Annotated in this window: 11 protein-coding genes; 8 read left to right on the top strand and 3 right to left on the bottom strand. The window is 69.5% G+C overall.

Annotated features, from left to right (window positions below; genetic code table 11):
- Window positions 1–2 precede the first annotated feature (2 nt).
- The 7 genes from nadC to ACWD3C_RS24495 all read left to right on the top strand — a co-directional run bounded on the left by nadC (window position 3) and on the right by ACWD3C_RS24495 (window position 4,896).
- Window positions 3–992, top strand: coding sequence for a carboxylating nicotinate-nucleotide diphosphorylase (gene nadC, locus ACWD3C_RS24525; protein WP_451147320.1), 990 nt, complete (start codon window positions 3–5; stop codon window positions 990–992).
- 17 nt (window positions 993–1,009) lie between these two features.
- Window positions 1,010–1,807 carry a type III pantothenate kinase gene (locus tag ACWD3C_RS24520; protein ID WP_451147318.1) on the top strand — a complete coding sequence of 266 codons (798 nt, stop codon included), beginning with the start codon at window positions 1,010–1,012 and terminating at the stop codon, window positions 1,805–1,807.
- Window positions 1,808–2,182: 375 nt separating this feature from the next.
- Window positions 2,183–2,803 carry a hypothetical protein gene (locus ACWD3C_RS24515; protein ID WP_451147316.1) on the top strand — a complete coding sequence of 207 codons (621 nt, stop codon included), beginning with the start codon at window positions 2,183–2,185 and terminating at the stop codon, window positions 2,801–2,803.
- Window positions 2,804–2,945: 142 nt separating this feature from the next.
- Window positions 2,946–3,131 carry a hypothetical protein gene (locus ACWD3C_RS24510; RefSeq protein WP_451147314.1) on the top strand — a complete coding sequence of 62 codons (186 nt, stop codon included), beginning with the start codon at window positions 2,946–2,948 and terminating at the stop codon, window positions 3,129–3,131.
- A 163-nt stretch (window positions 3,132–3,294) separates the two neighbouring features.
- Window positions 3,295–3,768: a BlaI/MecI/CopY family transcriptional regulator gene (locus tag ACWD3C_RS24505; protein WP_451147473.1), complete on the top strand. Its 474-nt coding sequence runs from the start codon at window positions 3,295–3,297 to the stop codon at window positions 3,766–3,768.
- 9 nt (window positions 3,769–3,777) lie between these two features.
- On the top strand, window positions 3,778–4,311 hold the full coding sequence (locus ACWD3C_RS24500) for an amino-acid N-acetyltransferase (RefSeq protein ID WP_451147312.1): 534 nt from the start codon (window positions 3,778–3,780) through the stop codon (window positions 4,309–4,311).
- A 249-nt stretch (window positions 4,312–4,560) separates the two neighbouring features.
- The gene (locus tag ACWD3C_RS24495) at window positions 4,561–4,896 is read left to right on the top strand and encodes a histone-like nucleoid-structuring protein Lsr2 (protein ID WP_451147310.1); all 336 of its coding nucleotides are present in this window, start codon (window positions 4,561–4,563) and stop codon (window positions 4,894–4,896) included.
- On the opposite strand, the gene ACWD3C_RS24490 is transcribed toward ACWD3C_RS24495, so the two are convergent.
- A complete protein-coding gene (locus ACWD3C_RS24490) occupies window positions 4,875–5,531 on the bottom strand; it encodes an SCO3374 family protein (RefSeq protein ID WP_451147308.1) in 657 nt (218 codons plus the stop codon). The two genes, ACWD3C_RS24495 and ACWD3C_RS24490, sit on opposite strands and share 22 nt — an antisense overlap.
- A gap of 473 nt (window positions 5,532–6,004) precedes the next feature.
- Here ACWD3C_RS24490 and ACWD3C_RS24485 point away from each other — a divergent pair, with 473 nt between their 5' ends.
- Window positions 6,005–8,530, top strand: coding sequence for an ATP-dependent Clp protease ATP-binding subunit (locus tag ACWD3C_RS24485; protein WP_451147306.1), 2,526 nt, complete (start codon window positions 6,005–6,007; stop codon window positions 8,528–8,530).
- A gap of 87 nt (window positions 8,531–8,617) precedes the next feature.
- On the opposite strand, the gene ACWD3C_RS24480 is transcribed toward ACWD3C_RS24485, so the two are convergent.
- Both ACWD3C_RS24480 and ACWD3C_RS24475 read right to left on the bottom strand, forming a co-directional pair.
- Complete coding sequence (locus tag ACWD3C_RS24480) at window positions 8,618–11,749, bottom strand: NACHT domain-containing protein (RefSeq protein ID WP_451147304.1); 3,132 nt, start codon at window positions 11,747–11,749, stop codon at window positions 8,618–8,620.
- Window positions 11,750–11,888: 139 nt separating this feature from the next.
- Window positions 11,889–12,098 (bottom strand): DUF397 domain-containing protein, encoded by a 210-nt coding sequence (locus tag ACWD3C_RS24475; RefSeq protein WP_451147302.1) that lies wholly within the window; start codon window positions 12,096–12,098, stop codon window positions 11,889–11,891.
- Window positions 12,099–12,231: the final 133 nt, after the last annotated feature.

Raw genomic sequence — 12,231 nt, 5'->3', positions numbered from 1 at the left:
AAGTGAACACCCCCGACCTTTCCCTCGCCCAGAGCGACGGCTGCGGCGACGGCTGCGCCTGTGGCGCGGGCGAAACCGACGTCGAGATGGACGAGTACATGGAGTGCGGGCTCGACCCCGCCCTCGCCCAGCTCCTCGCCGAAGCCGGGCTCGACCCCCTGGAGGTCGAGGACCTCGCCAACGTCGCCATCCAGGAGGACCTCGACCACGGCGTCGACGTGACGACCGTCGCGACCATCCCCGAGGAGGCCGTCGCCACCGGCGACTTCACCGCGCGCGAGGCGGGCGTCGTGGCGGGCCTCAGGATCGCCGAGGCGGTCATCTCGGTCGTCTGCCAGGACGAGTTCCAGGTCGAGCGTCACGTGGACGACGGCGACCGGGTGGAGGAGGGCCAGAAGCTCCTGTCGATCACCACCCGCACCCGCGACCTCCTGACCGCCGAGCGCAGCGCCCTGAACATCCTGTGCCGCCTCTCCGGCATCGCGACGGCCACGCGCGCGTGGGCGGACGCGCTGGAGGGCACGAAGGCCCGCGTACGCGACACCCGGAAGACGACCCCGGGGCTGAGGTCGCTGGAGAAGTTCGCGGTGCGCTGCGGCGGCGGCCGGAACCACCGCATGTCGCTGTCCGACGCCGCCCTGGTGAAGGACAACCACGTGGTCGCCGCGGGCGGCGTCGCGCCGGCCTTCGAGGCCGTACGCGAGATGTTCCCCGAGGTGCCCATCGAGGTCGAGGTCGACACCCTCCACCAGCTGCGCGAGGTCGTCGACGCCGGCGCCGACCTGATCCTGCTGGACAACTTCACGCCCGGCGAGTGCGAGGAGGCGGTGGCGATCGTCGACGGGCGCGCCACGCTGGAGGCCTCCGGCCGCCTGACGCTGGGGAACGCGAAGGCCTACGCGGACACGGGCGTGGACTACCTCGCCGTGGGAGCCCTGACCCACTCCTCGCCGATCCTGGACATCGGTCTGGATCTGCGAGCGGCGGAGTAGGGGAACGGGGACCGGCCATGCTGCTGACGATCGACGTAGGAAACACGCACACGGTGCTCGGCCTGTTCGACGGCGAGGACATCGTCGAGCACTGGCGGATCTCGACGGACGCGCGCCGCACGGCCGACGAACTGGCGGTGCTTCTGCAGGGCCTCATGGGCATGCACCCGTTGCTCGGCGACGAACTCGGTGACGGCATCGACGGCATCGCGATCTGCTCGACCGTGCCGTCCGTGCTGCACGAGCTGCGCGAGGTGACGCGGCGGTACTACGGCGACGTACCCGCGGTGCTGGTCGAGCCCGGCATCAAGACCGGCGTCCCGATCCTCATGGACAACCCCAAGGAGGTGGGCGCCGACCGCATCATCAACGCGGTGGCGGCGGTGGAGCTGTACGGGGGGCCGGCGATCGTCGTCGACTTCGGTACGGCGACGACGTTCGACGCGGTGTCCGCGCGCGGGGAGTACGCGGGTGGGGTGATCGCGCCCGGGATCGAGATCTCCGTCGAGGCGCTCGGTGTGCGTGGCGCCCAGCTCCGGAAGATCGAGCTGGCCCGTCCGCGGGCAGTGATCGGCAAGAACACGGTCGAGGCCATGCAGGCCGGCATCGTCTACGGCTTCGCCGGGCAGGTCGACGGTGTGGTGACGCGTATGGCCCGTGAGCTCGCCGACGACCCCGACGAGGTCACCGTCATCGCCACGGGGGGCTTGGCGCCGATGGTCCTGGGTGAGTCGTCGGTGATAGATGAGCACGAGCCGTGGCTGACGCTGATCGGCCTGCGGCTGGTGTACGAGCGGAACGTGTCGCGCCTCTGAGCCGTTTCCCGCCCCCGCCGCCCCTACCCGTCCACCCGTCCCATCCTCCAGGGGCTGCCGGCCCTTCGACCCTCTCAGCCGGCAGGGGGTGGGTGGCGGGGTTTGTGGGGGGCTGCGGGTTGGGTGTGGCTGGTCGCGCCCACGCGGCGGAGCCGCATATCGATACAGCCCCGCGCCCCTTACGGGTGCGGCTCCAGCCAGGCCGCACCCATCAGCCTGTCCGGTCTTTGAGGACGAGGCCGCAAGGCCGATGAACCACCCACCCGCCCTCGACGGACGGCTCCGTCAGGGCCAGCCGGGTGGCTCCGTCGCGCCACCCGGCCGTACTCGCGTCGGTTTTGTCTGATTAGCGCGTATCTCGCGTATCGTCGGGGCATGCCCACGCCCTACGGATCTCGCGGCGGCATGGCGTTCGGCTCGGAGGAGCTGTGTGTGCTCCGCCGTGCGCTCGCTCTTGCCCTGAACCCCAGTCCCGCTTCGGCGGAGGACGTCCAGGACTGTCTGCGGCTCGCCGAGGCCGTCGACGAGGCGGTGTGCGAGGGGGCCCGGCTGAGGGCCTTCCTGGTGGCCGACCTCGCCCGGTACCGGGCCGCGCTCCCGGGGACGGCCACGGGCTACCTCGCGCTGCTGGAGGAGGTCCTGGGCGCCGGGTACAGGCCCGTCCCGGACGACCTCGCCGCGCTGCGCGCCCTGCGCGGCAACCCCACCGCGGCCGGCCTCCTCGACCGCTGCGTGACGACGACCGTTCCGGCCGCCCGTACGCGGCGGCTCACGGCCCTCCCCGGCGGCCTGTCCGATGCCACAGGGAAGCCCGCCGAGCGGCCCGCCGAGAAGCCCGCACAGCCCGCCGACAAGCCCGGCCCCGTGCGCCGCCCCGACGCCCCGGAACCCGCGCGCCGGCCCATCCCCACCCCGGGCGAGGTCTTCCCGCCCAAGCGCAAGCCCGCCGCCCCGCCCGCGAAGCCTCCGCAGCAGCAACTCGTCGCCGCGGTCTAGAACCCCTCCGGTCCAGAACCCCCTCCGGTCCAGAACCTCACTGCTCCAGAACCCCTCCGGTCCAGAACTCCACCGCTCCAGGACCCCACCGGCCTGGAACCCGCCGGGGCCCACTTGAGGGGCCCTGGCTACCCTGGAACGCATGGACTACGTCTCCGCGCTCCTGCCCCCCGTCGTGATGGCCGTGTTCTTCGGCGCTCTGGTCGTGACGATCGTGAAGACCCAGGGCGGCGCCAACAAGGCCAAGGAGGACGCGGTCGTCGACGCGGCCCTCGCGCGCGTGGAGAACGCCCGCCAGGCCACCGCCAAGGACGCCGCCGACGACTGACGGGCGACCGGCAGGGGGCTGACGGGGCCTCACCCGGCCGTCGCGGCGCCCCCATCGGCGTACGACTCATGTGCTTTTCGAGTCGTACGCCCTTTTTGCTCTTGTTCTGCCCTTATGGTGGTGAGTTGTGCCTCGCCCATTGGGAGAACTCGAAGACGCGGTCATGACGCGGGTGTGGAAGTGGAACCGCCCGGTGACCGTTCGGGAAGTCCTCGAAGACCTGCAACAGGAACGGTCCATCGCATACACCACGGTGATGACCGTTTTGGACAATCTCCATCAGAAGGGCTGGGTGCGCCGTGAGGCGGAAGGCCGGGCCTATCGATATGAGGCGGTCTCCACGCGGGCGGCCTACGCGGCGGCCCTGATGAACGAGGCCTGGTCGCAGAGTGACAACCCCGCCGCGGCGCTCGTCGCCTTCTTCGGCATGATGAGCGAGGAACAGCGACAGGCGCTGCGGGACGCCGTACGCATCGCGCAAGGACCCGAGCTCGCCGAAAGGCCAGTCGCGGCCCCGGAGGAAGCTCCGGCGGAAGCTCCGGCCGAAACGGGCGCCGAAACGGAGGACGAAACGCGCGCCGCCCCGGATCGGCCCGGCGAGAACCCCGGCTCGGGTGGGGGCGGCACCGGGCGATAGCGTCCGCTCATGCCAGCAGAGCGTCCCGAAGTCACCGCAAAAGCCCTCACCGTCCGGCGGGCCCGGACCAGCGATGTCCCGAACGTCCGCCGTCTCCTCGACGCCTACGTCCAGCGCGGCATCCTGCTCGACAAAGCGACGGTGACGCTTTACGAGGACATCCAGGAGTTCTGGGTCGCCGAACGCGATGACAACGCCCAGGTCGTCGGCTGCGGCGCACTGCACGTGATGTGGGAAGACCTCGCGGAAGTCCGCACTCTCGCGGTGAACCCCGAGGCCAGGGGGCTGGGCGTCGGCCACCAGTTGCTGGAGAAGTTGCTGCAGACCGCCCGCTGGCTGGGTGTTCGCCGGGTTTTCTGTCTGACCTTCGAAGTGGACTTCTTCGCGAAGCACGGCTTCGTGGAGATCGGCGAGACGCCGGTCGACACCGATGTCTACGCGGAGCTGCTGCGTTCCTATGACGAGGGCGTGGCGGAGTTCCTCGGTCTCGAACGAGTGAAACCGAACACCTTGGGCAACAGCCGGATGCTTCTGCATCTGTGATCGCCGCGGACCGTCAAGAGCGGACAAGGCATATTCCGGTGCGGCTCACCTTGCCCAGGTTCCCTATGTCCGAAACGCGCATGTTTCCGGTCTTCCCGGGGGCCCCGGGTCTCTCCCAGGGGTTTGTGTTTTTCCCCGAAAAGCGGTTTGCTTTCCGACGTACTGCAGTACTGCATATAACAGGGGACGTGAAACAGCGGCGGACGCCGCAGACCCTCGGCCCTCAAGTTATCGATGAAAGGAAATCCGGTGGCACAGAAGGTTCAGGTCCTTCTTGTCGACGACCTCGACGGCGGCGAGGCGGACGAGACCGTGACGTTCGCGCTGGACGGCAAGACGTACGAGATCGATCTCACGACAGCCAACGCGGACAAGCTCCGGGGCGCTCTCGATCCCTTCGTGAAGGGCGGTCGTCGTACCGGAGGCCGTGCTTCGGGCGGACGTGGAAAGGCGCGTGCCGCTTCCGGCGGCAGCCAGGACACCGCGCAGATCCGCGCCTGGGCGAAGGAGAACGGTTACGAGGTCAACGACCGCGGCCGTGTTCCCGCCTCCATTCGCGAGGCCTACGAGAAGGCCAACGGCTGAGCGCACGCGTGCCGCAGCCGGAGACGGTGGACGTGTGTCGCCACCGTGTCCACCAGCCGTACGAGATCGGGGGAGCCGCCGAGGCTCCCCAGTGCCGACAGCGTCGGCAGCGAAGGTTCCACCTCGCACCCCGGCTCGGGGGGCCGCAGCCACACGGCGGCTCCCCGCGGACCGGGCCGCTTCGAAGACGACGGTCGGTGTGGTGCCCGGGTCCCGGTGCGGGCCGGGGGCGGGGGAGCCTCGACATGGCCGCCTGCCCCGACGACCGTGAGGTCCAGGGCGAGGGTGCCCCAGTCCAGCCACTGCAGCAGGCCCGGCAGTTCGTCGGCGCTGCCCGCGGCGAGAAGCAGCCGCATCCGCTCTCCGTGCAGAAAAACCGGAGACGCCGGCTCCAGGTGCCGCAGTCCCGCGAGGCCCGCCCGGGCCGGGACGTCGAGCACGTCGAAACGCAGCCCCGTGAGCAGCCGTACCGGCGTTCCGGGCGCGGTCGCCCAGCCGAGTCCGTTCTCGTACCAGTCCCGCACGGCGTCGCTCGGGGTGTTCGGGGCGCTCGCGTGGCTCGCGTCGCCTGTGTCGAACGGGCGGTCGGGTCGGCGGTCGGGCGGGCGTCGGGGGAGGGGGACCGTCGGCGTCATGTCAGGAGTAACCGCGCGAGGAGCGGTGGAGTTACACTGGGTGTCGATTCAGGTGCGCAGAGTGCTGAAATCGGGGGCGCGCGGGGGGTGCTGGTCGGCGCAAGGTTGTTCGCCCATAGCGGAGCGAACCGGGGCGCGCGGCATGGAGTGTCAGTGCGGGCGGGTAAGACATTCCTAGTGGGAGGGGGCGACACGCAGGGAAACAGCCGGGGAAGGAGCCTCGCGTTCGCCATGGGCGTACTGGCGACTGGGGTAACTGCCTGGCCAGCGGGAACATCGTCTCGCACCATCGGGTTGGAGCATATGTCGGCGTTCGGGGTCAGGAGGCAGGGACTCTGTCTCCGCGAGAGCGGAGGTGATCCGGACGGTGTCGGCAGTTGGAATGAGCGGTCCCCGCTTGCGGGACTAAGCTGCGGAAGGACAGAGAGGGGAGCGTCCCCTTACTGCCTGACCGCTCTGAGGAGCGATTAACGATGTTCGAGAGGTTCACCGACCGCGCGCGGCGGGTTGTCGTCCTGGCTCAGGAAGAAGCCCGGATGCTCAACCACAACTACATCGGCACCGAGCACATCCTCCTGGGCCTGATCCACGAGGGTGAGGGTGTCGCCGCTAAGGCCCTGGAGAGCCTCGGGATTTCGCTCGAGGCGGTCCGCCAGCAGGTGGAGGAGATCATCGGCCAGGGCCAGCAGGCGCCCTCCGGCCACATCCCCTTCACCCCTCGTGCCAAGAAGGTCCTGGAGCTGTCGCTCCGCGAGGCCCTTCAGCTGGGCCACAACTACATCGGCACGGAGCACATCCTCCTCGGCCTGATCCGCGAGGGCGAGGGCGTCGCTGCCCAGGTCCTGGTCAAGCTGGGTGCCGATCTCAACCGTGTCCGCCAGCAGGTCATCCAGCTGCTGTCGGGCTACCAGGGCAAGGAGACCGCCGCCGCCGGTGGTCCTGCCGAGGGCACGCCCTCCACGTCCCTGGTCCTCGACCAGTTCGGCCGGAACCTCACCCAGGCCGCCCGCGAATCCAAGCTCGACCCGGTCATCGGGCGCGAGAAGGAGATCGAGCGGGTCATGCAGGTGCTGTCCCGCCGTACGAAGAACAACCCGGTCCTGATCGGTGAGCCCGGCGTCGGCAAGACCGCCGTGGTCGAGGGACTCGCCCAGGCCATCGTCAAGGGCGAGGTGCCCGAGACCCTCAAGGACAAGCACCTCTACACCCTGGACCTCGGCGCCCTGGTCGCCGGCTCCCGCTACCGCGGTGACTTCGAGGAGCGCCTGAAGAAGGTGCTCAAGGAGATCCGCACCCGCGGCGACATCATCCTGTTCATCGACGAGCTGCACACGCTGGTCGGTGCGGGTGCCGCCGAGGGCGCCATCGACGCGGCCTCCATCCTGAAGCCGATGCTGGCCCGCGGTGAGCTGCAGACCATCGGTGCCACCACCCTGGACGAGTACCGCAAGCACCTGGAGAAGGACGCGGCCCTGGAGCGCCGCTTCCAGCCCATCCAGGTCGCGGAGCCGTCCCTGCCGCACACGATCGAGATCCTCAAGGGCCTGCGCGACCGTTACGAGGCGCACCACCGCGTCTCCATCACGGACGAGGCCCTGGTCCAGGCCGCCACCCTGGCCGACCGGTACATCTCGGACCGCTTCCTGCCGGACAAGGCGATCGACCTGATCGACGAGGCCGGTTCCCGGATGCGTATCCGCCGGATGACCGCGCCGCCGGACCTCCGCGAGTTCGACGAGAAGATCGCGGGCGTCCGCCGCGACAAGGAGTCCGCGATCGACTCGCAGGACTTCGAGAAGGCCGCCTCCCTCCGCGACAAGGAGAAGCAGCTCCTGGCCGCCAAGGCCAAGCGGGAGAAGGAGTGGAAGGCCGGCGACATGGACGTCGTCGCCGAGGTCGACGGCGAGCTGATCGCCGAGGTGCTGGCCACCGCCACGGGCATCCCGGTCTTCAAGCTCACCGAGGAGGAGTCCTCGCGTCTGCTGCGCATGGAGGACGAGCTCCACAAGCGGGTCATCGGCCAGGTCGACGCCGTCAAGGCGCTGTCGAAGGCGATCCGCCGTACGCGTGCCGGTCTGAAGGACCCGAAGCGTCCCGGTGGTTCGTTCATCTTCGCCGGCCCGTCCGGTGTCGGTAAGACCGAGCTGTCCAAGGCGCTCGCCGAGTTCCTGTTCGGTGACGAGGACGCGCTGATCTCCCTCGACATGTCGGAGTTCAGCGAGAAGCACACGGTGTCGCGTCTCTTCGGTTCGCCCCCCGGTTACGTGGGCTACGAAGAGGGCGGCCAGCTGACCGAGAAGGTCCGCCGCAAGCCGTTCTCCGTCGTCCTCTTCGACGAGGTCGAGAAGGCCCACCCGGACATCTTCAACTCGCTGCTGCAGATCCTGGAGGACGGTCGCCTGACCGACTCCCAGGGCCGGGTCGTGGACTTCAAGAACACGGTCATCATCATGACGACCAACCTCGGCACCCGGGACATCTCCAAGGGCTTCAACCTGGGCTTCGCCGCCCAGGGCGACACGAAGTCCAACTACGAGCGGATGAAGAACAAGGTCTCGGACGAGCTCAAGCAGCACTTCCGGCCCGAGTTCCTCAACCGCGTCGACGACGTGGTCGTCTTCCCGCAGCTCAGCCAGGAGGACATCCTCAAGATCGTCGACCTGATGATCAGCAAGGTGGACGAGCGCCTGAAGGACCGGGACATGGGCATCGAGCTCTCCCAGTCCGCCAAGGAGCTCCTCTCCAAGAAGGGCTACGACCCCGTCCTGGGCGCCCGGCCGCTGCGCCGCACCATCCAGCGCGAGGTCGAGGACACCCTCTCGGAGAAGATCCTCTTCGGCGAGCTGCGCCCCGGTCACATCGTGGTCGTCGACACGGAGGGCGAGGGCGAGTCCAAGACCTTCACCTTCCGCGGTGAGGAGAAGTCGGCGCTGCCGGACGTCCCGCCGATCGAGCAGGCCGCCGGCGGAGCCGGTCCCAACCTGAGCAAGGACGCGTAACCTTCGGGTTCGCTTGAAGGGGCTGCCCCGGGACTTCGGTTCCGGGGCAGCCCCTTCAGTTTCTTCCGGGGCACAGGTGTTTCCGGGTCACACCACGGCGTGGCTCTTCACCACGGTGGGCGGCACCGGGAAGAGGGGGAGGACGTGCTCCGGGACCTCGGTCACGTCCGGGGCGAGGACGACGGTGACCGTACGCAGGTTCGGGAAGAGGGCCGGGATGCCGGAGAGGTCTTCGTTCCCCATGTGTTTGTTGAGACGCAGGCTGGTGATACGGGGCAGGGGCGGGCCCTCCCAGCCGACCGCGTTCCAGTTGAGGCGCAGTTCCTCCAGCCCGGGGTGCCGGGCGATCTCCTCGTAGTCCTCCGGGGTGAGGATGTCGAGGAGGTTGGCCAGGCTGAGCTGCTTCAGGGACCGGAAGCGATGCAGACCACGGAGTCCTGTGTACCCGAGTGCGTTCTTCGTGAAGCGCAGGTAGTGCAGGGGCAGGTCCGCGGGGATGGCGTCGTGGAGGCCGTCGGCCCACAGCTCCGTGCCGATGTCGAGCGAGCGCAGGGTGGCCGAGCCGGAGAGGGTGAGCAGAGCGCCCGGCATGCCCGACAGCCCCGCCATGAGGTCCAACGACAGCCACTCCAGAGGCGTCTGGGCCAGCGGGGCGAGATCGTCGACGTACTGGCACTTGCTGATGTCCAGATGCGTGAGACGGCGCAGGGACGAGAGGCAGGTCAGGTCGGAGAGACTGTCGTTGTCACGGATGAAGAGTTCGGTCACCTTCTCGGGTACGAGTTCGGCGCTCAGCTCGGACCCGGCGATGTCGCCGGCGATCTGGAGCCGGGATCGGCCGCCCAGTTCCCGCAGGATCCGCAGGTGTTCTCCCGAGTGCGCCGAGAAGAACAGGCCGTCCTCCGGCAGATGGGCGACGACCTCCTTCGCGTACCTCCGTGCGTCGAACCGGTGCCAGGTCCAGGTGAGTTGGGCACGGACGTCCAGCGCCCGGCGGGAGCGGAAACGGGCGAGTACCGGGAGGGCGGCGTCCGTGCCGATGAGGGACGCGGTGACGACCACCGCCCGGGCCTCGGCGTCGGTGAGCCCCTCTCCCGGGCCCGGCAGGAGTTCCAGGACGAGCGGACCGACGGAGGCGAGGGCGCGGGCCTCCTCGGTGGTGCGCGGCGGGATCAGCGAGGCCGCGCTCTGCTCGACGGCGGCCCGCACCTGGGGATCGAGCTCGGTGGCGTGTTCAAGAGAGGCCAGCGCGAGGAGCCGTACGCGGGCGCCGGCGGCACCGTCGAGCTGTTGTGCCGAGTCGGTCAGGTCCCGTAGCAGAACGGCCCGTTCGCGCGGCCGGGCGTGCGCCACCGCCATGCGTACGACGTCGGCCCACTGCTCGTCCACGGCGTTGCGCACCAGCAGCCCGAAGTCGCCGTCTTCCACGGCTGCCTTGGCGCCGAGGTAGTCCTGGAAGGTGCGGTGGACGAACTCCACGGTGCCGGCGGTCGGTTCGCGCAGGAGGCCGCTGCGCAGCACCAGGTGGTGGAGGATTCGCTCGGCGTCGCCCTGGGCCGCGGCGGCCGGCAGGGAGGGGAGGGCGTCGGAGACGATGCGGACGGCGCGGTCGCGGTCCATCTCGGACTGGTTGTTGCGGATGAGCCAGTAGGCGAGGCGTTGGAGCAGCTGGATCTGGGGGAGTTCGGTGAGGTGGACCCTGTCCTGGATCCCCTCGAACATGTCGCGCTCCTCATCCCGCCGTGCCAGCAGCATGGACAGGGCGGCCTCGTACAACTCCTGCCTGCCGTACGGGAGATAGCCGCGCCGGTCGCGGTGGAGGGCGCAGATCAGGCCGCACATCAGGGGGTTGGTGGCGAGGCGGCCGAGGTCGGGCTTGGTCCGGACGGCGTCGAGCAGGGAGCGTTCGTAGCCGTCGAGGCGGTCCGTGTCCGGGGCGTCGAGGCGGGCCGCCGTGTGCCAGCGGGCGATGAACGCGGCCACGTCGTCCCGGCCCATCGGGGAGAGCGCGAGCTCGGTGAACCCGTCCGGGGCGAGCCAGCCCTCGCGTACGGCGGAGGGGCGGGAGGTCACCAGCCACTGGTTGCCGGGGTAGACGGCGAGCAGGTCGCGCAGCCAGCGGCGGGTGCGTTCGCGGTCGCGTTCGGGGATCTCGTCGATGCCGTCGACCAGGAGCAGGCCGCGCCGTGCGCTCAGTACCCGGTCCGGCCAGCCGTCCGGCTGCGTGGCGTGGAAGGGGACGCGTACGGCGGCGAGGAACGCGTCGGGTGCCGGGAGGCCGTCCGGGCGGCGGACCAGCGTACGGAGCGGGAGTACGAACGGGACGCGGTCGCCGCGTTCGCCCCTGGCCGCCGTCACCGCCAGCCACTGCACGAGCGTGGTCTTGCCGGAGCCGGCGACCCCGCGCAGCATCACCAGGTCGTGGTCGGCCAGGGCCTGTTCGGCGGGCAGGGCGGTGGCCGCCGAGGCGAAGTGCGTGCCGCCCGGTCCGGCCGAGTCGTCGTCCTCCTCGGGCCGCAGGGCCTGGAGGCTGAGGTACGCGGCGTCGAGGGGCCAGCGCTCGGGGGAGTTGACCAGGTCGATGCCGTAGATGGTCAGGTGGCTGTGCCGGGTGGCGGTGTAGGCGAGGTAGCGCTGCTCGAAGGACGCGTCCCGGGCGTCGAGGCGCGGGGTGCGTGTGACCAACTCGTCCAACTTGGCGATGAGTTCGGCCTGGTACCGGCTCTGCTCCACCAGCGTGCGGGCCACGAAGGTGGACCTCTGCGTGAAGAAGTTGATGACGTGCAGGCACGCCCACTCGGTGAGCGTGTCGAGGAAGTACGAGGCGTCCGTGGAGAGGTGCGCGGCTGTCGGCGCCTGGTGGTGGAGTTTTCGGGCCAGTTCGCGGTAGCCGAGGCGGACCGCCTGGATGTCGTCCATGTCGAGATTGCCCAGTGCGAGCAGTTTGCTGGCGAGCGCGTCGGCGACCGCGGTCTCCTCGTCCGGGGGGAACGGTCGTTCACCGGGCGAGGAGACCGCCGCACGGACGAGCTGGGAGGCGAGGAGTCGTACATCCTTCTCAGAAAGCTTCCGCTTCTCGCCCCGGAACGACACCAGCGCGGACAGCCGTACGGGTTTGTCGACCAGTCCCGCGCCCGGGCCCTCCTTCACGAACAGCTTCTTCACCAGCGGTCCGACCAGCCCCGACGTGAGCCTGGCACCGAGCACTGCCGGGTCCAACTTCCGTACACCCCCGTTGCCTTGCGGATGCCGGTCAGCGTAGTCCGGCGTGGACGGGTACTGGGTGGATCTGCGGCCGGGAATTGTCCAACAGGTTGTTGGACAAGTTCGGCTGGTGATTGTGCAGCAGGTTGCTGCACTAATGGTTGTACCGGTGATGCCGGTTGCCGCCGGGCTGGCGGGTGGCGCGTATGAGGGCGGCGAGGGTGGTGGGGGTGGTGGTGAGGGTGATGTCGGGGGTGTCGCTTTCTTGGAGGTGGATGGGGCCGGTGGGGGTGGGGGCGGCGAGGCGGAGGCAGTTGGCCTGGTCGCCGCTGAAGGAGGACTTCTGCCAGGTGAGGGCGGTCATGCTGGTTCTCCCTGAAGGGTGTACAGGATGTGCTGGAGGAGGCCCAGGGAGTCCCGGGTCGCGTGCTTGACGGGGATGACGGTCGCGTCGATGGCGGGGAGGGCGGCGTCGCTGAGGCGGTCGAACTGGCGGC

Source organism: Streptomyces sp. NPDC002845 (assembly GCF_053591955.1).
This window is presented reverse-complemented; position numbering and strand designations above follow the sequence as displayed.